General features: G+C 62.1%; 16 protein-coding genes, 1 tRNA gene and 1 pseudogene. 14 read left to right on the top strand and 4 right to left on the bottom strand.

Annotated features, from left to right (window positions below; genetic code table 11):
• Nucleotides 1-48 precede the first annotated feature (48 nt).
• The 6 genes from hisD (at nucleotide 49) to ASG57_RS07765 (ending at nucleotide 3,750) form a co-directional block, all read left to right on the top strand.
• Complete coding sequence (hisD, locus tag ASG57_RS07790; RefSeq protein WP_024339047.1) at nucleotides 49-1,344, top strand: histidinol dehydrogenase; 1,296 nt, start codon at nucleotides 49-51, stop codon at nucleotides 1,342-1,344.
• Nucleotides 1,341-1,838 carry a UPF0262 family protein gene (locus ASG57_RS07785; RefSeq protein ID WP_024339046.1) on the top strand — a complete coding sequence of 166 codons (498 nt, stop codon included), beginning with the start codon at nucleotides 1,341-1,343 and terminating at the stop codon, nucleotides 1,836-1,838. The genes hisD and ASG57_RS07785 overlap by 4 nt, the downstream gene beginning before the upstream one ends.
• A gap of 72 nt (nucleotides 1,839-1,910) precedes the next feature.
• Nucleotides 1,911-2,378 (top strand): arsenate-mycothiol transferase ArsC, encoded by a 468-nt coding sequence (locus ASG57_RS07780; RefSeq protein ID WP_057195988.1) that lies wholly within the window; start codon nucleotides 1,911-1,913, stop codon nucleotides 2,376-2,378.
• Between the two features lie 156 nt (nucleotides 2,379-2,534).
• Nucleotides 2,535-3,164: a Maf-like protein gene (locus ASG57_RS07775; RefSeq protein WP_024339044.1), complete on the top strand. Its 630-nt coding sequence runs from the start codon at nucleotides 2,535-2,537 to the stop codon at nucleotides 3,162-3,164.
• A gap of 143 nt (nucleotides 3,165-3,307) precedes the next feature.
• Complete coding sequence (gene yacG, locus ASG57_RS07770; RefSeq protein WP_024339043.1) at nucleotides 3,308-3,490, top strand: DNA gyrase inhibitor YacG; 183 nt, start codon at nucleotides 3,308-3,310, stop codon at nucleotides 3,488-3,490.
• A 184-nt stretch (nucleotides 3,491-3,674) separates the two neighbouring features.
• Nucleotides 3,675-3,750 (top strand) — tRNA-Phe (locus ASG57_RS07765).
• A gap of 513 nt (nucleotides 3,751-4,263) precedes the next feature.
• Here the strand turns inward: ASG57_RS07765 and ASG57_RS39940 are convergent.
• The 3 genes and pseudogenes from ASG57_RS39940 to ASG57_RS36175 all read right to left on the bottom strand — a co-directional run.
• Nucleotides 4,264-5,421, bottom strand: a pseudogene (locus ASG57_RS39940) (recombinase family protein); the annotation flags it as partial.
• A gap of 95 nt (nucleotides 5,422-5,516) precedes the next feature.
• Nucleotides 5,517-5,885, bottom strand: a complete 369-nt coding sequence (locus ASG57_RS07755) for a hypothetical protein (RefSeq protein WP_156402608.1) — start codon at nucleotides 5,883-5,885, stop codon at nucleotides 5,517-5,519.
• The gene (locus tag ASG57_RS36175; protein WP_156402607.1) at nucleotides 5,878-6,213 is read right to left on the bottom strand and encodes a hypothetical protein; all 336 of its coding nucleotides are present in this window, start codon (nucleotides 6,211-6,213) and stop codon (nucleotides 5,878-5,880) included. Before ASG57_RS36175 ends, ASG57_RS07755 begins: the two co-directional genes overlap by 8 nt.
• Before the next feature lie 465 nt (nucleotides 6,214-6,678).
• Between ASG57_RS36175 and ASG57_RS37570 the strand changes: the two genes are divergently transcribed.
• The 5 genes from ASG57_RS37570 to ASG57_RS07735 all read left to right on the top strand — a co-directional run bounded on the left by ASG57_RS37570 (nucleotide 6,679) and on the right by ASG57_RS07735 (nucleotide 10,420).
• The gene (locus ASG57_RS37570; RefSeq protein WP_156402606.1) at nucleotides 6,679-6,822 is read left to right on the top strand and encodes a hypothetical protein; all 144 of its coding nucleotides are present in this window, start codon (nucleotides 6,679-6,681) and stop codon (nucleotides 6,820-6,822) included.
• Entirely contained in the window at nucleotides 6,816-6,953 is a 138-nt protein-coding gene (locus ASG57_RS36545; protein ID WP_082528903.1) for a DUF3363 domain-containing protein, read from the top strand. Before ASG57_RS37570 ends, ASG57_RS36545 begins: the two co-directional genes overlap by 7 nt.
• Before the next feature lie 220 nt (nucleotides 6,954-7,173).
• Nucleotides 7,174-8,316, top strand: a complete 1,143-nt coding sequence (locus tag ASG57_RS07745) for a nucleotidyltransferase family protein (RefSeq protein ID WP_057195985.1) — start codon at nucleotides 7,174-7,176, stop codon at nucleotides 8,314-8,316.
• A 572-nt stretch (nucleotides 8,317-8,888) separates the two neighbouring features.
• Nucleotides 8,889-9,464, top strand: a complete 576-nt coding sequence (locus ASG57_RS07740) for a metallophosphoesterase (RefSeq protein WP_156402605.1) — start codon at nucleotides 8,889-8,891, stop codon at nucleotides 9,462-9,464.
• Between the two features lie 59 nt (nucleotides 9,465-9,523).
• The gene (locus ASG57_RS07735; protein WP_162250040.1) at nucleotides 9,524-10,420 is read left to right on the top strand and encodes a metallophosphoesterase; all 897 of its coding nucleotides are present in this window, start codon (nucleotides 9,524-9,526) and stop codon (nucleotides 10,418-10,420) included.
• Between the two features lie 134 nt (nucleotides 10,421-10,554).
• Here the strand turns inward: ASG57_RS07735 and mobF are convergent, their stop codons facing one another.
• Nucleotides 10,555-13,221 carry a MobF family relaxase gene (mobF, locus tag ASG57_RS07730; protein WP_057196076.1) on the bottom strand — a complete coding sequence of 889 codons (2,667 nt, stop codon included), beginning with the start codon at nucleotides 13,219-13,221 and terminating at the stop codon, nucleotides 10,555-10,557.
• A 209-nt stretch (nucleotides 13,222-13,430) separates the two neighbouring features.
• On the opposite strand from mobF, the gene ASG57_RS07725 reads away from it, so the two are divergent.
• The 3 genes from ASG57_RS07725 (at nucleotide 13,431) to ASG57_RS07715 (ending at nucleotide 18,058) form a co-directional block, all read left to right on the top strand.
• The gene (locus tag ASG57_RS07725) at nucleotides 13,431-14,870 is read left to right on the top strand and encodes a hypothetical protein (protein ID WP_057195982.1); all 1,440 of its coding nucleotides are present in this window, start codon (nucleotides 13,431-13,433) and stop codon (nucleotides 14,868-14,870) included.
• A gap of 114 nt (nucleotides 14,871-14,984) precedes the next feature.
• The gene (locus ASG57_RS07720; RefSeq protein ID WP_156402603.1) at nucleotides 14,985-15,674 is read left to right on the top strand and encodes a hypothetical protein; all 690 of its coding nucleotides are present in this window, start codon (nucleotides 14,985-14,987) and stop codon (nucleotides 15,672-15,674) included.
• 404 nt (nucleotides 15,675-16,078) lie between these two features.
• Nucleotides 16,079-18,058, top strand: coding sequence for a ParB/RepB/Spo0J family partition protein (locus ASG57_RS07715; protein WP_057195980.1), 1,980 nt, complete (start codon nucleotides 16,079-16,081; stop codon nucleotides 18,056-18,058).
• Nucleotides 18,059-18,950 lie beyond the last annotated feature (892 nt).

The following is an 18,950-nucleotide window of genomic DNA, read 5'->3' as shown; positions in this document are numbered from 1 at the left end:
TTGGTGCGCCGATCCGCCCTCCAAGACCAGCTGGAAGCCAAGCGAAATATGCCCGTTCGCCTCGACCGCAGCAGCGACGATTTTGACCAGCGATTCGCCGCCTTCCTCGGCGCCAAGCGCGAGGCTTCGGCCGATGTCGAGGCTGCCGCGCGGGTGATCGTCGACGACGTCGCCAAGCGTGGCGATGCGGCCCTGCTCGAAGCCACGGCAAAGTTCGACCGCTTGAAGCTGGATGCCGGGGGCTTGCGCGTTTCCGCAGCCCAGATCGAGGACGCCGTGAAGGCCTGCGAGGCGGCGACGCTGGATGCGCTCAAGCTTGCGCGGGATCGCATAGAGACCTATCACCGCCGTCAGCTTCCGAAGGACGAGCGCTTCACCGACCCGCTCGGCGTCGAGCTCGGCTGGCGCTACACCGCAATCGAATCCGCCGGCCTCTATGTGCCGGGCGGCACCGCGGCCTATCCATCCTCCGTGCTGATGAATGCGGTGCCCGCAAAAGTGGCCGGCGTGTCGCGTCTGGTGATGGTGGTGCCTTCGCCCGACGGCAAGCTCAATCCCCTGGTGCTGGCGGCCGCGCATCTCGGGGGCGTCACCGAGATCTACCGCGTCGGCGGCGCGCAGGCGATCGCCGCGCTCGCGCACGGCACAGCGACCATCGCGCCGGTCGCAAAGATCGTCGGCCCCGGCAACGCCTATGTCGCCGCCGCCAAGCGGCTGGTGTTCGGCAAGGTCGGCATCGACATGATCGCCGGCCCCTCGGAGGTGCTCGTGATCGCCGACGACACCGGCAATGCCGACTGGATCGCCGCCGACCTGCTGGCGCAGGCCGAGCACGATGCCAGTGCACAATCGATCCTGATCACGGACTCCGCGCGCCTTGCCGCCGATGTCGAGAAGGCGGTCGAAGCGCAATTGAAGACGTTGCCGCGCGCCGCGATCGCGGGCGCCTCCTGGGCAGAGTTCGGCGCGGTCATCTTGGTGAAGAACCTCGGCGAGGCGATCCCGCTCGCGGACGCCATCGCGGCCGAGCATCTCGAGATCATGACTGACGATCCCGATGCGCTCGCCGCGAAGATACGCAATGCGGGTGCCGTCTTCCTTGGTCCCCATACGCCCGAGGCGATCGGCGATTATGTCGGCGGCTCCAATCACGTGCTGCCGACGGCCCGCTCGGCGCGATTTTCCTCAGGGCTCTCGGTGCACGATTTCATAAAGCGCACCTCGATCCTGAAATGCGGCCCAGATCAATTGCGTGCGCTGGGCCCGGCCGCGATGACGCTCGGCAAGGCGGAGGGGCTGGACGCCCATTCGCGTTCGATTGGATTGCGCCTCAATCTGTCATGACAAAGCCGCCCGTACAGGACGACTCGACCAACCGCATCGTCGGCGTCACGCTCGACGAGGAATCGATCGGCCGTTCCGGGCCTGACATCGAGCATGAGCGCGCGATCGCGATCTACGATCTGATCGAGCAGAACCTGTTCGCGCCCGAGGGCGCGGAGGGAAAGGGCCCGTTCACGCTGCATATCGGCATCACCGGCAACCGGCTGATGTTCGACATCCGCCGCGAGGACGGCACGCCCGTGGTCGCGCATCTCTTGTCGCTGACGCCGTTCCGGCGGATCGTGAAGGATTATTTCATGATCTGCGACAGCTATTATCAGGCGATCCGCACCGCGACCCCGGACAAGATCGAGGCCATCGACATGGGCCGCCGCGGCATCCATGACGAGGGATCGCGCACGCTCCAGGAACGGCTGAAGGGCAAGGTGCGGGTCGATTTCGAGACCTCGCGCCGGCTGTTCACGCTCATCACCGTCCTTCATTGGAAAGGCTGATCGCGCATGATCCCGAAAGGTGGGAACCGGTTTTCGGATCGGATCATGCGCAAAGATAAAAGAGCGTGAGCGATGGCTGCGCCCTCACGCGCAAGCAATCCGCAATCGGTGCTGTTCGCCTGTGCGATGAACAGCGTGCGCTCGCCGATGGCCGCAAGCCTGTTGCTGCACATGTTTCCCCAGGGCCTCTACGTGAAGTCGGCCGGCACCAGGAAAGGCGAGCTCGACCCGTTCGCCGTGGCCGTGATGGCCGAGCTCGGCCAGGATATCTCGGCTCACAAGCCCCAGACCTTCGAGGAGCTGGAGGATTGGGAGGGGCTGAATTTCGACCTCATCATCACGCTCTCGCCCGAGGCGCATCACAAGGCGCTGGAGCTGACGCGGACGCTCGCGGCCGACGTCGAGTACTGGCCGACGCAGGATCCCACCACGATCGAAGGCAGCCGTGAGCAGAAGCTCGCGGCCTATCGCGAGGTCTGCGACCAACTCCTGATGCGCATCCGGAGACGGTTCGCCAAGACAGGCGCGGCGAGCGGCTAGCACGCGGTGTTCGTAACACCGGCGTCACAGGATGCAGGCACAGCCATGTCGAGAGGCTCGAATCACCAAACCTCGGGTTCCCGGGTTGTGAAATCAGCCCCCTTCCGATAGGTTCCGCGCGCAATTCACCCCCCGCTTCATCTCCCAAATCACCTGATGCTTGGCCGCCCCAAATTCGTACTTGCCTCCGGTTCGCCGCGGCGCCTGTCGCTGCTCAACCAGGCCGGCATCGAGCCGGACGCGCTCAGGCCGGCCGACGTCGACGAGACGCCGAGGCGGGGCGAGCTGCCGCGCGCCTGCGCCAACCGGCTCGCGCGGGCCAAGGCTGACGCCGCGCTGAAATCGGTGCAGCTCGACGACGAGCTGCGCGGCGCCTTCATCCTCGCCGCCGACACCGTGGTCGCGGTCGGCCGCCGCATCCTGCCCAAGGCCAACCTCGTGGACGAGGCCGCGCAATGCCTGCGGCTGCTGTCGGGCCGCAACCACCGTGTCTACACCGCGATCTGCCTCGTCACGCCGCGCGAGGCCTTCCGCCAGCGCCTGGTCGAGACCCGCGTCCGCTTCAAGCGCCTATCCGAGGACGACATCCAGGCCTATATCGGCTCGGGCGAATGGCGCGGCAAAGCCGGCGGCTACGCCGTGCAGGGCATTGCCGGCTCCTTCGTGGTCAAGATGGTGGGGTCCTACACCAACGTCGTCGGCCTGCCGCTCTACGAGACCACGGCGCTCCTCGGCGGCGAGGGCTTTCCGATCCGCTTCGGCTGGCTCAATACCACCGCCGTGTAAGGCCGAAGGCGCGGCCCGAACAAAGCTGCAAAACAACCCCATGCACAGTAGACGGGCCGCGACGGCCCCATGCGCCGGCGCCTCGGGAACCCGTTTCCTGACAGGCGCTTGAAGCCCTTCACCTCGTATAAGCTGCCGACACCATGAATGACCAAGCCGAAAAGCCCGCCACCCCGCGGAAGGCCTGCCCGATCTGCGGCAAGCCGCAGTCGGAGAAGACCCGCCCGTTCTGCTCCTCCCGCTGCCGCGACGTCGACCTGAACCGCTGGCTGAAGGGCTCCTATGTCATCCCCGGCCGCGATGACGACGTCGATGAGGAAGAATAGCAACACTTTCAATCGCTTGTGAGTATCTATGGCGCGCGGCGCGCCAGCCGCAGCCGGGCCGCCGTACCTTGTGCACAGCCGGGCCGCGCCCGGCGAAGACTGTTGGCGAAGCCGGGTGGACAGGCCGCCCCGCGCCCACTATAAACCGCCCGCTCGATGGGCTTTGGCCCCTCTCTTGGAGCACGCCCAGGTAGCTCAGTTGGTAGAGCATGCGACTGAAAATCGCAGTGTCGGTGGTTCGATTCCGCCCCTGGGCACCATTCCTGAACAGATTTACGAACCGGGGTCCTAGGTTCGCCGCTCGGGCCGAGAGTGGCCCTGATGTTGTCGTTTGAGCCGATGATGCGGATGGTACGATCGCTGACCACGATGGCATCCACGATGGCGCTGAGGTAGGCCTTTCGGGCCGCCACATCGCCTGACACGAGCAGCTCGCGCATCAAGCGCGTGAAGCGGTCGACGGCCACAGGATCAATCTCGATCGGCACTGTGCTGGATTTCTTGGCGTAGTCGAGGGCCTCCAGGGCCCGGTCCCTGGTCGTCTTCAAGGCGGCAACGCGTTCCTTCAGCGTCGGGTCTGAGCCGTCGATGATGCCGGCTTCGATCGAGGCATAGAGACGGGAGAGGCGCTCTTCGGCGTCGGCAGCCTGACGGGCGAGATCTGCCAGACGGCGGTCGGCGGAGGCCTGCCGGTCATCGCGGCGGGCCTTAAGGGTGGTCAGGATGGCGGTGACGCGTTCGGGCTGCAGGAGTTGATCCAGCAAGGCCTCCACCACGAGCTTCTCGATGACAGGGCGCGGAATCTTGCGGTTGCTGCAGGAAGCGCCGTCGGCGTGCTTATGCTGCCCCTTTTTGATGGACTGGATGCATTTGTAATAGCTGTAGATAACGCCGGTCCGCGAGGTGCCGGTGGCGGTCGTCAGGGCACAGGACTTGGCGCAGTCGCAACGGACAAGGCCGCCGAGTAAAGACGGCGCCGAAGCGAGCCGCGGCCCGCGAGACCTCGGACGGCGCGACACCAGCAGGGCCTGAACCGCCTCGAACGTCGCTGGATCGATGATGACCGGAATTTCGTATTCGACGATCTCGGACTGCGCCTTGCGCTCGCCGTCGCCCTTCCGATCAAACTCGTTGAAATTCCGCACGCCGGTGTAGGCGCGGCGCGTGAGCATTTCGTGGACGGTGCCGGTCCCGAACAGCGAGCCATTGCGCGAGCGATAGCCACGAGCGTTCAGCCACTCCGCGATCTTCTTTGTCCCCAGCGGGCCGCTATTGCCATCACCGTTCTTGGCCAGATCAAAGGCGCGGATCACAGTTTCCGCTTCGACCGGCTCGATGGCGAGTTTCTTCTTCTGCTTGTTGCCGATGATTTCTGCATCGACGGATTTGTAGCCAAAAGGAATGATGCCGCCGTTGGAGTAGCCGAGCTGCGCATTGGCCTTCATTGTTCTCATGGTGGAACGGGCCGTCTCCTTGGATTGGTATTCGTTGACGATTCCAATGAACTTCCTGAACATGTCGCCCGTGTCATCATTCGCCAAGGGCTCGGCGTGCGAGATCAGTTCGACCTTGTGCTTGCGCAGGGTTTGAACCGTGAGCTCTTGTTCGACCTGGTTCCGGAAGGCTCGCGAAAACGAGTACACCATGATGGCGTCGACAGTGCGCGTACCGTCCGTCGCGCGTGCGATCATCTGCTCGAAGGCCGGACGCTTCATGTTAGTGGCGGTCTCGCCCTCTTCACGGAAGATGCCGGCGATATGGTCGCCGTCGCGCTTGCAACGCGCGATCAGGTGCTCCTCCTGCGAGTTCAGGCTGAGCTGATTATTGGACTGCTTTTCAGTCGAGACCCGAATGTAGATCAGGACATTGCGCGGCCGCGGCCCGGCGGCCTTGTCGGGGATTTCCGACACTTGAAGGTTCTTGCGGGCCATCGGCAGCTTCCTCACGCGATACAGAAGAAAAGAGTCTATCCATGCAGGGAAATCAGGGGAAGTGATAATCGCCTGGCTCCCCTGCACGGTTAAGATCAGGGGAGCGGGACCTCGTTGGCGACCACATTCCACCGCTTCCGGAAGGCCTCCCACAAGAGCTCCTTGGACTGAGTGAGCAGCAGCTCGAACGCTTCCTGGGCGCCGTTGTGAACCCGACGGAAGCCTTCCACGAACAGGTCGTGACGCTGCTCTTCCGTCAGATCCTTCAGCTCACGGATGGCGGGCAGCCGGCCCAGCACCCGGAAGCAGTTCGCCGGGTCCGGATCGAAGTCCGTCTTTTTGGCGATGGCATCCATCGATTCCCGCACCAGCCAGAGCGCGGCCTCGATAGCGAACTCGGCAAAGCGCTCAGCGTCCATGAGCGGGCCAGAGGTGGGATCGAGGGGAAGATCTTGGTCAGTCATCGTCGTAGTCCTCTCGTTGGGTTAAGGAGACGTCTTCACTGCCATCTGGATTTTCCCGACTTCGCGGAAGATCTCTGCCGGAAGAAGCGAAGACGTCATCGAGCACGGCCGAAAAGAAGCGCTCGATGGCGTCGAGCTCGGCGGGCGCGATGGGGGCGGGATCCGCGATCTCATTGATCACGGTCCAAAACTCGGGGTCCGATGGCCGCAGCCGGGCAGAACCGACACGAACTTGCGCGGTCGTGCTCGCGCCGATCGCCGGCGGCACCGGCAAGATCGCGGCCTGTCGCGGTTGCAACCGGACCTTGGCAATGCGTGAATTAGCCACGGGCCGCCCCCGCGAGCTGCGCGGCGTAGCTGAGCGGGGGATTAAGCGTGCCGGGCTTAAATTGGAGCAGGGGCAGCCATTTGGGCGGCCAGACCGCTCCTCGCTCGCTGATACTGCTCTGGGATGAGGCCCAACAGCTCGCAGGCCGGCGGCATTCGGGACCATACCCGGGCCACTGGACGAGCCTGCTCGCCATTGTATCCGCTGCGATTGTCGCAACCACGAAAGCCTCCATCGAAGGAGGCTGTCTGTAGTGACGTTTAGGGGATCAGGTTGCAGGCCAATTGAACAAGATCGGTGCTATCCTGGTTGACGCCTGCAACCTGGCTGGATCGCAAAGCTCGTGGGGAAGGAGCTCGATCAGCTCGGTCTGACCGGCTTCGGCGCGGACGTCGAGACCGCACTACGAGCAAGGCGGCGGTGGCTGATCGAGCAGGGCCTCGCGCGAGAGAGGAAGGCGGCTAAATGCCTTTTGCGCGGAACATGCTCGATACGCTCGAGGCTCGCGAGCTGGCGCGGACCGCGGCGGATATTTCCGCGCGCACCGGCCTTGATCATGTCGGTGCCGAGGCCGGCGACAAGATCGAAGGCTCTACCGGCGCATGCTGACGCTCAACAGCGGACGGTTCGCCCTGATCGAGCGATCCCATGAATTCGTGCGGGTGCCGTGGCGGCCGGTGCTGGAGCGAGCGCGCGGGCAATTGGTCACCGGTCAGGTCGGCGTGGAGGGCATATCCTGATCGATCGGCGTCAAGCCCGGATTGGACGCTAGAGGTTGGATTTCGCCGGCGGAAGCTCACTTTCCCCCGGCGGGCTATTCGCAAGAAGGTTGGCGTCTACCATATAAATAATTGAAAATATAAAAGTTATACTATTTTAGCAATTTTAGTATATCCTCGTTCTCCTTGGGTGCCAGAAGATATACTGTTTTCGCGAAAATAGTATAACGGGGGGTCTTCTATGGCGCCGAACCAACGCCTCGATATCTCCTACCAGACGCTCTATTCGGAGCTCGTCCAGCGGAGCCTGGATGAGAGCTTCACGTCCGAATTCTCCGCCAACGGTCGGTTCGTGGCCGTTGAGGTCAAGGGCAAAAAATACTGGTACTTCGACATGCCCAAACCTGAAGGAGGTGCCCAGGATCGCCGCTATGTCGGTCCGGTGGATGACCCCGAAATCACCAAGAGGGTTGAAGCGTTCAAGGATCTGAAGGCCGATCTTAAAGGCCGTCGCCGTCTCGTTTCCACGCTGACGCGCGAGGCCTATCTGCCGCGTCCTCTGCCGATGGCTGGCCAAGTGGTGGAAGAACTGGCGAAGGCGGGCTTCTTCCGCATGAGAGGTGTGCTCGTCGGCACCGTTGCCTACCAATGCTATCCGGCCGTGCTTGGTCGACGCTTGGATGCGGTCGCCATGCAGACCGGCGACGCCGACTTTGCGCACTTCCACGAAATCTCGGTTGCGATCAAGGATTCCATGCCTCCAATCCTGGAGGTGCTTCGACATGTCGATCCGACATTCCGCGAGGTTCCGAGCCAAGCCGACGGCAGGGTTTCCACGCAATTCGTGTCGAGAGACAACTTCAAGGTGGAATTCCTGACGCCGAACCTGTGGTCCGATGACCAGGCCGGCAAACCAGTCCCAATGCCGGCGCTGGGTGGGGCGGCCGCACTTCCGCTCTGCTTCCTCGATTACCTGATATACCAGCCCATCCGCGCCGTGCTGCTGCATGGTGCGGGCGTGTCAGTCCTCATTCCATCGCCCGAACGCTATGCCATCCACAAGCTCATCATCGGTTCTCGCCGCAGGGAGGATCGCGACGCAACCGCAAAGAGTTCGAAGGATCGGCTTCAGGCCCGATCGATCACTGAGGCGATGATTGCAAATCGGCAGCACGCTGATCTTGCCTCCGCCTTCATGGAGGCATGGGATCGTGGCGATAAGTGGAGAGCCGCGATCCGCACTAAAATTGCGACCTACGACGACGACTTCCCGAAGTTGCTCAAAGCCGAACTTGCGAAGGGTGTATCCGAGCTCGGCTCCGATCCAGCCGATTACGATCTGGTAGATAAGCTCACCGACGAGCTGGCTCCCCCGCCAAAATGAGACCTTCGGACGGCGGGCCTGGTACCCGTCTCCAAGCTTCCTGCTCCAAGGTCGTCTCGACTAGCAGCAAAAGCCTATTAGAATAGGCAACTTCCGTGGCGCATGATCGGGCTGCGCTTCTCGCGCTGATCGGGGTGTTCCGATACGTCATGCCTCGCTGCACCTGAACTTGAGCTGGCTCTAGGCCGCCGGGCTCGAAGTCGCTCGTTGCGGCTCGCCGCCAGGAAGCGGCTGGAGTCGGACAAGATTACTGGGCGTCAACCACGTAGCATTTGCGAGGAATTGCCAACCTTGGCGAGTAACTGATCGTCAATGGTGTGCGCGCTAACGGGGTTGCTGACGCATCGTATTCGCTGACCTGAAGCAGTTTCGGCCATCAAATTGAGAAGACGCGATCAGAGCAAACCAAGAGGAACTAGCGGTGATTGAAGCCGGCCCGAAGAACTGACGCCTCCGTCCGATTTCCCGATAATTTGACTAGGAAGAAGAGCCGCTGTGAGACTATTCGCCTGCGACATCGGGATGGGCGACGCCGATGAAGTTCGAAAAGATCCCAGGGAGGGAAAGCTGCAGTGACGACTTGGTTCTACGCTGATCCACATTTTTTCCACGCATCGCCGGACAAGGCGGACGGCATTATTCGAATGTGTAACAGGCCGTTCGCGAACGGACGCGAGATGAACGAGGCCATGGCTGCGTCGTGGCGCGCCGTCGTGCGGCCGGACGACGAGATCATCGTCGTCGGAGACTTCGCTCACAGGGCCGATCCTGCTGCGCTCCGCAACCTGTTCGACAGCCTACCCGGACGCAAGCATTTGGTAGCAGGCAATCACGACGGCGAGGCCACAAAGAGTCTCGGTTGGGAATCGATCCGCGATGTCGCGTATGAGACGATCGAGAGCACCAAATGCGTCATCTGCCACTATCGATGGGCGAGCTGGCCCGCCTCTCGCAAGCCGACCACGTTGATGTTGTATGGGCACCACCACGGCAAGATGCCAGGCAACCAGCAGTCCGCGGACATCGGCGTCGACGTCATGGGCATCGCTCCGGTCCGCCTCGCTACCATCAAGGCTTACATGGCGAGACTGCCGCCACGCGTGGATCCAGAACACGGCGTTATCGAGAACAATGGAGTGACGCCGTGATCCGCATTAATCCAGTTTCCGACCTGCATGTCGACATCGAGCGCAATGGGCTCGACAGCATGCCGCAGATCGACGCCGACGTGACCGTGGTCGCCGGCGACGCCGCCGCGCCCGGCACGTTGGCATTGCGGCGTGTCCGCGAGCTGTATCCCGATCGCGACCGGCCGCTCATCTACGTCCCCGGAAACCACGATTTCTATTCCTTTCACGACAAGCACAATGCCGAACTTAAGACCACGTGGGAGGAGCAGCGCGCACGGATGCCAGAGGTCGCGGAGGATCTCGGGATCATCTTGCTCGATGATGCCTCCGTCGAGATTGGGGGCGTCGTTTTCATCGGCGCTACGCTGTGGACGGATTTCATGACCCGGTCTCCGTACGTGATGTTCGGCGACGCGGTGCGCGCGGCCACGAAGCAGATGAACGATTACCGTTTGATAAAGACCGGCGCCGGCCGGTCGAAGGACCGGCTCCGCCCCGGCCAGACGATCGACGCCCACAAGGTCTCAGTCACGTACATCGAGAAGGCTCTCGCCAAGCGTCCGGCGGGCCAGGACGCAGTCGTCATCACGCACATGGCTCCCTCGCCGCGGTCGCTGCTCCACTGGCCGACGATCACGGACCTGGACTGGTGCTACGCCAGCGATGTCGAGCGACTGATGACGTGCGACGCCGCGCCGGCGCTGTGGCTGCACGGTCATGTGCACGGCAACCGTGACTATTGCGTCGGCGAAACGCGTGTCGTCTGCAACCCGCGTGGATATCCGGCGCCCGGCGGCAAGCGCGAGAATCCAGATTTCGATGCGGGCATGGTCGTCGAGGTCGATGGGAGGCCTTCCCTTCAGACCGAGGTCGTGAACGGTAGCCAGCATGTGGCAGACATCGCAGCCAAGCGAACTGCAGGCAACGTCTGGCAGGCGCGCGCGCAAAAAATCAGCGCGGCAGCGGAAATGTAGGCCGTCGCACGAATACGTCCCTCTCTGGCTTTCTCTTTGAGGAATTTGACCAGCCGCCTGTTGTTGTTCGCTCTTCACGAAGCGCGTACTCGGCGCTTCGATGAGGACAAGGCTCCGCGCATCCGCGCCTTAGCTTAGCTACGCTCATACCCCGCCGCCAGGCCCCGCTCCGGCAATCGTTCATAGGCGCGCACGGCTTGGTCGAGCATGGGGTCGAGCGTGCAGGCCTTGACCTGCCGTCGCGACAGCCGTGCGGAGAGCCACTCGATTCTCCGCTCCGGCGCAATCGTGGCCTGCAGCCGCTCCGACAGCGGCAGATCGAGTCGGATTTGCGCGTCGATCTCGCGGACGTCTGCAAAGATCTCAAGATGATCACGGGCACGCGAGAATGCGACGTATGCCTCGTTTCTTGTCATTGACGGTCCGGCCCAGACGAAGGCTCGATCGGTGGTCAGACCTTGGGATCCATAGATCGTCGTACTGTAGGCGTGGCCGAGCCGCGCTCGGCCGTGTTCGTCAGCAAGCTCCGACACCCGAAAGCTCGCCCGACGCCCGCTGATGTCTACGTGGACGGCTGGATCCTGCGTGTCGCGATCGTCAATGCCCCTGATAGTAGCCGTGGTGCCGTTGATGACGGCAAGGCGGTCGTGCCGGTCCAGAAACCGGATCTCATCGCCAATGGCGAAGGCAAGCGTCTGGCCGTGGCCGGACGGCGTCACGGCGGCCACCTCGATATCCTCGCCGATGATGCGCCCGTCGCGCTTCAGCCGGACGCGGACCTCGTCATTGATGGCGCGCACCTGGACGTTGGTCTTGGCGATCAACAACACCGACGCGTTCGGCCCAGCGCGCTGGGCGTTCTCCCACGCATCGACAACGCGCGTGACCGTCGCCTTCTCACCGCTCGCAAATTGCAAGAGGCCGCGCTCCTCGAAGGCGGCCAAGCCCTGCGCCGCGCGGCCTTTGGCAAAATCCGTCACTGCGGTACGCATCCAGGCTTCACGCTGCCGCACGATGGTGTCAACGCGGGTCGCCCCCGTGACGCTGGCGAGGATGGAGAGCCCCGGGCCCGCCCCCAACGCAACCAGTTGCTCCCGATCGCCCGTTGCGATAATTTTGGCGCCGGCCTCTTCCGCCCTCTTCACGATCGCCAACATTTGGCGCGAGGATAAAAGCCCGGCCTCATCGACGACGAGCACGGTGTTGGCATCGAGAAATGGCTCCTTGGTTCGGGCAAGCCACGCGTCAGTGGCCATTGCCTCGATTCCGAGTTTCTGCAACTCCCGGGCGACCTTCCAGGATTGACTCGTGCCAATGATGCGCCGCGCAGCGCCTGCAAAGGGAAGTCCGGTACCGTTGTCTCGGGCGTACGCCGCCACGATAGCGGCCAAGGTTGTCGACTTTCCCGACCCGGCGGCGCCCTCAATGACAACGATGGCGGCCGAACTCGTCGCCATTTGCGCCGCGTGGGTTTGCTCCGCGGAGAGCCCCCGCTCACGGCAAAGCCGCAGCACGTATTCCGGATCGGGCGCCGCGCGGCGCTCGCGGGTCAGCCGATCGGCCACCGCGACCAGCTCGCGCTCGATTGCGATCTGCTCCGGCGTCGAATAGACCGGCTGCTGGAGGGCGTCCCGTCCGAGCTCGACGATGCGGCCTGCCTCTACCAGGCGGTCCACTTCGTGCTCGACGCGCTTCGCGGCGGCACCTGTTCCCACCAAGGCCGTCGCGACGGCTGCGTAGAGGTGACGCCGCTCAAAAACACTCTCGTGCTCGGTCAGTTCCGTAGGGACAGCTGCCACGCGCTCGGCGATGAGCTTTTCCTGCTCGGCCTGGCTCAATGTCCGGGGGATGCGCAGATTCGTCACGAGCCGTTCGACGTCCAGAAACGGCGCGGCTTCCTCGGCCCACAGTTCGAATCGATCCGCCGTGCGCGCCTCTTGCTTCGTCGAGCGTGTTCCAAGAGCGATCGCAGCCGCCAGTGTCGGCGCTTCCGCTGTCGACAGTCCTTCAGCCGCGATGGCCTCTTCGATTTCCTTGCGCCGTCCCGAATAGTGGCGCTGCAAGGCCGCAAAACTCTTCGCGAGCGCCGCCGATTGGTCACCCGCCTGCGGGACGATCAGCTCGAATACCCCGTTGCGGCCGATTTCGCCGATTGCGAAACCAATTCTCTGCAAATTTGACGACAGTGCGAGATGGTAGATCGCGCCGGCCGCCATTTTGTGAGCGAACAGATGGCGCGCGTCGAGAGCGCCGACGGTGCCATCCTGACGACGTGAAAAGTTTAATAGAACTGCGTGCGTGTGGAGATTGGGGTCGGCGTAGACCTTGCCGTCGTCATGCTCGACGGGGCGCGCTTCTCCGTGCTGAAACGCCGCAACGGTGAGCGTGGCGCGTTCGAGACGATGACCATCCTTGCCGCGACGGCAAAACGCCGCATTCCTCTCCAGAAATGCGATAGTTGCTTCGCAAGCTTCATGCTGAGCTTTCTCGATGGCGCGACGTGTCTCGGCATCAGCGAGTGCAAAAGCAACAGAAACCGATTTCGGGGCCGACAGCGTCAGGTCGATGCCACCGACGCGCTTTGCGGTGTCGCCGCTGTTGGACAGAAGGGGTTGTCCATCCACATCAAGGGAAGCGTGGAGGCGTTCGAAGAGAGCATTGTCGACTTCGGCGCCATGCCTGACGCCGAAATCATTGGTCGAGGAGATCCAACGACCGGCAGGCTCGCCGCCCCCGAGATAGTACTCGGATTGCTTGCTGTAATATCGGGCGGTCGTTCCAGCCGCGATCGTCGCTACCACGTCAGCCTCCATCGAAGGAAGCCCGTCAGTAGTTCCGTCTACTGCCTCGTGTTGCAGACCAATCGAAGAAGCCGCGCTGGGGGCGCGGAAAACCGCCCCCAGTGCGACAGAAGATCAAATTTTATTCAAAACTGCGGAGCGCGTTTCGCCGACCTGTAATGTCCGCTCGGCTAATCCGCATCGTCACTTTAGTTGGCAGAGGAAGCAATATGCTCTTTGGAAGGCCTGATATTTTTGGACATCGCGACAGCGCGCGAATTTACCTGGACGCAGACCATTTGGCGAATATGGGCGAAGAGCGCCCGGACGTTGCAATTCATGTGATCCACGATCGATTCGGCCTCAGCCGGGTTCCGATCGTTTACTACAATGCGAAGTTCGGCGTTCCGCCGATTCCCAGCAATCCAGGCGTTCTCGCAGAGTGGCGCGCGAAAGACTTTCAAGCGGTCACAGAATTTCAGCTACACGCCCGTGGCGTGAGACTTGAAATAGCTCAGGGACAGGGATTTCAACGGGGGGATTGGATCGCCATCGTTCCGGCGCATGACGACGAAGGTGTAGTAGGCAATCCGGACCAAGGATTGATTACCGAGATCCTGAGGACGGCGCTCCACGCTCAATGTGTGCGAGCGAACCGCGTGCTTCAGATGGCGCAATTTAGAGCGGCGCGGGAAAGAGACCCGCACACGCAGTTCAACACAACTGATCGGGATCAGTTGAAGAACTCGGAACTTGCAGAAGTCGAGAGCGTCTTTCGAGGCATCAGCGATCTATATGATACGCCCGAACTGCGTGAAGATCGTGAGCGCAACGTGACCATGGGCCACGTCGAAACGCAAGGACGAGACCACGTCAAGACCTGGTTCAAGCAGATTCCGACCGGCATCAGGGCGCAGGCCAACGTGGAAATTCTTTGCTATGAGCAGATTTACGGTCCCTTCAGCTACCAGGCGGTCGCCGACCGGGAGCTACCTGTCATTAGCGTACTGCGCCGAGCCCACCTGAGAGCACTAACGGTGCATCGTATCGCGCGGGAAACTGCCGAATTTCAAGTGGCGAACGGCGCAGCCGTGAGTGCCGGAATAAAGGCGCGCCTGGATTACGGCGAAGAATTCGATCTTAACCTCTGGGGCTGCTTTATTGCGGCGCTCTATGGCGGCATCAACCCGACTGCACTGTACGGTGAATTCGAATCGCTGACCGACCTCTTTGACCTTGCCGCGTGGCTCGGCTATTTCGCCCGTGGCGATTATGATGAACTGCCGCCCGAAATCGCTGTGACTTTGATCAATTGCCTCTCATCGAAGCCGAGGTTTGCGGTCATTGAAGATGATATTGAGCATCTCGAAAAGATCTATACAGAGATCCACTATCTGGCCGATCTGCTCGTCGGAGAAGAAAGTCTCCGAGAGGCGGCACAACAGGCCCTTGCAACGCGAACTTCTGTCCCAGTACGTCCACTATTTTACAACGTCGTCATTACGCCAAGAACGGCAAAACCTGACCATCCGGACACCAGGATCGATCCGCGTTTCAAGGTCGGAAAAGGCCACGAAGGCATCAACCTTTCCGTGGATTACGAGAATTTTCCGCAGATGACGAAAGGCGAAAAGCTTCGCGTGCGGTGTTTCCGTCCTCTGTTGTGGTGAGCGCCCTGGCCTAAGGGGCCCAGCCTACATTCAATTGGTCTGCAACGTCGCGTCGGCTCATCGGCCATCCTGCTCGCACGACAACACCGGTTGTCGTTAAAGCAGGGAACAACCATGACTTTCCGCGCCATTCGGACTATCTTGCAAAATCGCCTCGCCGAAATCAGTGAAGATCTCGGCAAAAGGCCCTTAGTTCAGGCTGTTCGCAATCTGAGACAGGGACTGTGCCACCGGAACGCCATTGAGGTCGCTGCTGCGATGCTCGCCCGGTATCCGCATTGCTATCTGGTCAAAGCGGACTATCCGAGCCTTCCGCGTATCGAATTGGCCGAATACAGAACGTGCCGCTTTGATGACGTACCGCTGATCCGCGTCAGCGAGAGGGCTGCGGGCGGGCTGATCGGGGGTCGCCAAGCGTACATGACGACTTTTCTAGAGCATGGTGCGACGTTGGTTGAGGGCGATGGCGAAATGCCGTTCGCGACGGGGCGGGACGTGATCCGTTCCCTCGTGAACAACGGTTGGCATTTCTTGACGGTCGATGACGCACGGCACGTTCTCGATGGCCGCGAAATCGCCAACACGGTGGGCGCCTATCTCACAACGAACGGCGACTGGCTGTCCGATGTGGAGAAGGACGCTGACGCAATCGGGATCGCCGGAAGTCTGTTCCCGTTCTGCGAGCAGGTGATCGCGAGCCGGGCTGCGATCCTCGTGATCTATACGCCGGGGCTGCCGAGGCCGCTGAGGCTGTGGCGTCTGAGCCTGAAGTGGATCATGCCGCCGCTTCCGCCGGTCGCCTAGGCCACTTTCGATTTGCGGGGGCGCCCGAAAGGACGCCCCTGCTTTCTTCTCTTTACCAATTTGAATGGCCGGCCGAGAGTTGCGTCGCAAAGCGGGCTTAGGCGCTCATTCGACCGTCTCGATTTGCGCTCTGCCAACCTGCCTCTCATGGCTTCGGTGCTAAGGGCTCCGCCCTCGCGCGGGCAAGGGTGACGTCCCGGCAGCGCCGGGACCGGCCGGGCCGGTCTCCCCGGCCTTCCGCGCGGGCCCAGTTTTCGTGAGGCCCATCCCCAACATCCGCTTGTGCAGGCTGGGTGATCCCCCTCCGCCCCGGCCGCCCTTGCCCTTGCTACCCCGGTCTCGCCGACGGGCAGGGCTGCAGCGCGTGCTGCGCTTGCAACCCATGCCTGAAAGGAGAATGCCCCATGTCTGCCAAGAAATTTCAAACACTCGCCGCAAGCGGCGCGGAAGTCCTGATTCCGCTCAACAAACTGAAGAAGTCCCCGAAAAATGCGCGCAAGACGCCGCACAGCGAAGCGTCCATCGAAGCCTATGCGGCCAGCATCGCCGTAAAAGGCATTCTGCAAAATCTTGTCGTTGAACCGGAATTGGATAGCGAGGGCGCGGCCACCGGGTTTTATTTCGTCACCATCGGCGAAGGCCGCAGGCTTGCTCAACTCTTGCGCCTCAGGCGCAAGGAGATCAAGAAGACCGAGCCGATCCGCTGCGTCATCGATACCGCCAATGATCCGCACGAGATCAGCCTCGATGAAAATGTCACCCGCGAAAGCATGCATCCCGCCGACCAGTTCGAGGCCTTCAAGAAGCTCGCGGACGAACGGGGGTTCGGTGCGGAAGAAATCGCCGCCCGGTTCGGCGTCACGCCGCATCTGGTCCGGCAGCGGCTGCGGCTGAGTAGCGTGTCGCCGCGTTTGATCGATGCCTACCGCAACGGCGACATGGGTTTTGAGCAGCTGGTCGCATTCGCCCTGATCGACGATCATGACAGGCAGGAGGAAATCTATAGCCGTCTGACCTATAGCCGCGATCCCGCTACGATCCGACGGATGCTGACAGAGACCAATGTCGCCGCCGCCGACCGGCGCGCGATCTTCGTCGGGCATGAGGCCTACATTGAGGCGGGCGGGACCATCCTGCGCGATCTCTTTACCGAGGATCGCGGCGGTTATTTCGAGGATGCGGTGCTGCTGGACCGGCTTGCGCTGGAAAAGCTGCAACAGGTCGCAGCCACCTTGCAGACGAATGAGGGGTGGAAGTGGGTAGAAGCCAACCTCGATTTTCCGCACGGTCACGGTCTGCGGCGGGTCTATCCCCGGGAAGCCGAACTTTCGCCGGAGAATCAAGCCGCCTATGAGGCCGCCCAGACGGAATTCGACCTCCTCACCAAGCAGCACGAGAGCTTTGAGGAACTGCCCGACGATGTCGATATCCGCTTCGGCGAACTTGAGGCCGAGATCGAGCGCTTTGAAGTCCTGCGCAAGGCCTACAACGCCGATGACATCGCATGTAGCGGTGCGTTCGTGGTTCTCAACCATGACGGTGGCGTCCGCATCGAGCGCGGCTTTATTCGCCCCGAAGACGATATCAGGCAGAAGGCCACGGCCAGAGGCGCCGCACAAGACGATGAGGAGGATGCGGCCGAATGCGAAGACGATATGGAAACCGGCCTTTCGGACAATCTGGTTGCCGACCTCACGGCGCACCGGACCCTTGGCCTTCGTCTCGCCTTGTCGGGGCAACCCGACGTCGCCCTTATCGCTGTCACCCACGCGATGGTCGCCCAGACGTTCTATCGGGGAGCCGAGGCTAATGTCCTCGATATTCGTCCGGGCAGCTTGTTCCTGGGCTCTCATGCAAACGGCATCGGGGATACCGCAGCGGGCCGATCTTGGTTGGATCGCCATGCGCGCTGGGCGGCGCAGTTGCCGCGAGATGTCGCCGATCTCTGGGCGTTCGTCGTTGCCCTCGATTACGACAGTCGCATGGCGATCTTTGCGCATTGCGTGGCTTTGACCGCCAACGCGGTCAAATTGCCGCGCGGTCATCGCCCGCGTGCGCTGGCAACCGCCGACAGACTGGCCGAAGCCGTAGCTCTCGACATGACCGGCTATTGGCGACCGACAGTGCGAACCTATCTCGGGCGCATCACCAAAGCGCGAATCCTCGAAGCGGTGCGGGAAGCCGTCGGCGCTGAGGCAGCGGACCGCATGGCCGACATGAAGAAGCCGGACATGGCGGACGCTGCCGAACAATTGCTGGCTGCAACGGACTGGCTGCCTGCGCTGCTGCGGACACCGCAAGCCGGCCAGCAGGACGTGACAGCATCAGCGGTGGATGCTCCCACCGACGGGTCTGCGAACGCCTGTGCCAACGCGGCCGAGTGATCGGCAAGGCCGGGACCCTGTTGCGGTCCCGGCCTTCTCACCCGCAACCGCCGAATTTTTCGGCCGCGCGCCCTCGGCGCGCGGCCATCATCACGATACCTATATTCCGACGGGGCGCATTTCGAAAGCAAGGACAGGAAGAGGCGCGTCGGCTGTCATCCCGCACCGGGAGAACCGATGGTCGATCGTTCCCGCTGAATTAGTCGCCATCTCGACGAAACCAAATTAGCATGCCGCGGTCACTGCCGCCCCTTTAGCAAGGACGATCGTCTGGGTGATCGGAGTCTCGCCAAGATCACATTGCGGGCTCAACGCCGCGAGGTCTCTCCAGGGGCCTCCGAATGCGTGCGCGCAGGATGCAACATCGGACACGGTCGTCCTCATCTCGGAGCTTTGTCATCATTGATGCGCCAGCGAACGTCCTTGTCCTCAGTGAGGCCGTTTCCTTGTGACGGTCGGATGATCGCAGCCATGATATTTCGATCAGTTCGTTGATGTGCCGCGTCCTCTGCAACCTCGAATGGACGGAACAGGCCCGAGGGACGGCAAGTGCCTCGATCGCCTTCCCGCAACAGCTTCTCCGGCTTTTTTCCCCTGCCGCTAAGGGGCGGCATTCCTCGCGGAAGACAAAAAAGCCGTCTCAGCTGTCCTACGCTCTGCTGCGGGCCTGACGGCTGCGGGCCGATCGCTCCTCAGGCCAAGGACCGCCATCGAGGTTGCGACGGTCGCGGCCCGACAACAGAACGGAGACACCATGGCTACCATCGGCACCTTCACCGCATCGAACAACGGCTTAGGTCATGCGCTGAGAAGTGTCCTTTAGCGCCATTGTCTGAGGGCTTGGCACGCAGACGTCCGAGTCAAGCGTTCCCGCAGCGTAGCGAGGACAACG

Source organism: Bradyrhizobium sp. Leaf396 (assembly GCF_001424605.1).
Classification (GTDB): Bacteria; Pseudomonadota; Alphaproteobacteria; order Rhizobiales; family Xanthobacteraceae; genus Bradyrhizobium; species Bradyrhizobium japonicum_C.
The sequence above is the reverse complement of the archived record's forward strand: the minus strand, read 5'-3'. Positions and strand labels throughout refer to the sequence as shown.

Coding starts and splice junctions, on each gene's coding strand:
- hisD (WP_024339047.1), top strand. CDS start 49: ATGCCCGTTCGCCTCGACCGCAGCAGCGACGATTTTGACCAGCGATTC.
- ASG57_RS07785 (WP_024339046.1), top strand. CDS start 1,341: ATGACAAAGCCGCCCGTACAGGACGACTCGACCAACCGCATCGTCGGC.
- ASG57_RS07780 (WP_057195988.1), top strand. CDS start 1,911: ATGGCTGCGCCCTCACGCGCAAGCAATCCGCAATCGGTGCTGTTCGCC.
- ASG57_RS07775 (WP_024339044.1), top strand. CDS start 2,535: ATGCTTGGCCGCCCCAAATTCGTACTTGCCTCCGGTTCGCCGCGGCGC.
- yacG (WP_024339043.1), top strand. CDS start 3,308: ATGAATGACCAAGCCGAAAAGCCCGCCACCCCGCGGAAGGCCTGCCCG.
- ASG57_RS07755 (WP_156402608.1), bottom strand. CDS start 5,885: ATGACTGACCAAGATCTTCCCCTCGATCCCACCTCTGGCCCGCTCATG.
- ASG57_RS37570 (WP_156402606.1), top strand. CDS start 6,679: ATGCCTTTTGCGCGGAACATGCTCGATACGCTCGAGGCTCGCGAGCTG.
- ASG57_RS36545 (WP_082528903.1), top strand. CDS start 6,816: ATGCTGACGCTCAACAGCGGACGGTTCGCCCTGATCGAGCGATCCCAT.
- ASG57_RS07745 (WP_057195985.1), top strand. CDS start 7,174: ATGGCGCCGAACCAACGCCTCGATATCTCCTACCAGACGCTCTATTCG.
- ASG57_RS07735 (WP_162250040.1), top strand. CDS start 9,524: ATGCCGCAGATCGACGCCGACGTGACCGTGGTCGCCGGCGACGCCGCC.
- ASG57_RS07725 (WP_057195982.1), top strand. CDS start 13,431: ATGCTCTTTGGAAGGCCTGATATTTTTGGACATCGCGACAGCGCGCGA.
- ASG57_RS07720 (WP_156402603.1), top strand. CDS start 14,985: ATGACTTTCCGCGCCATTCGGACTATCTTGCAAAATCGCCTCGCCGAA.
- ASG57_RS07715 (WP_057195980.1), top strand. CDS start 16,079: ATGTCTGCCAAGAAATTTCAAACACTCGCCGCAAGCGGCGCGGAAGTC.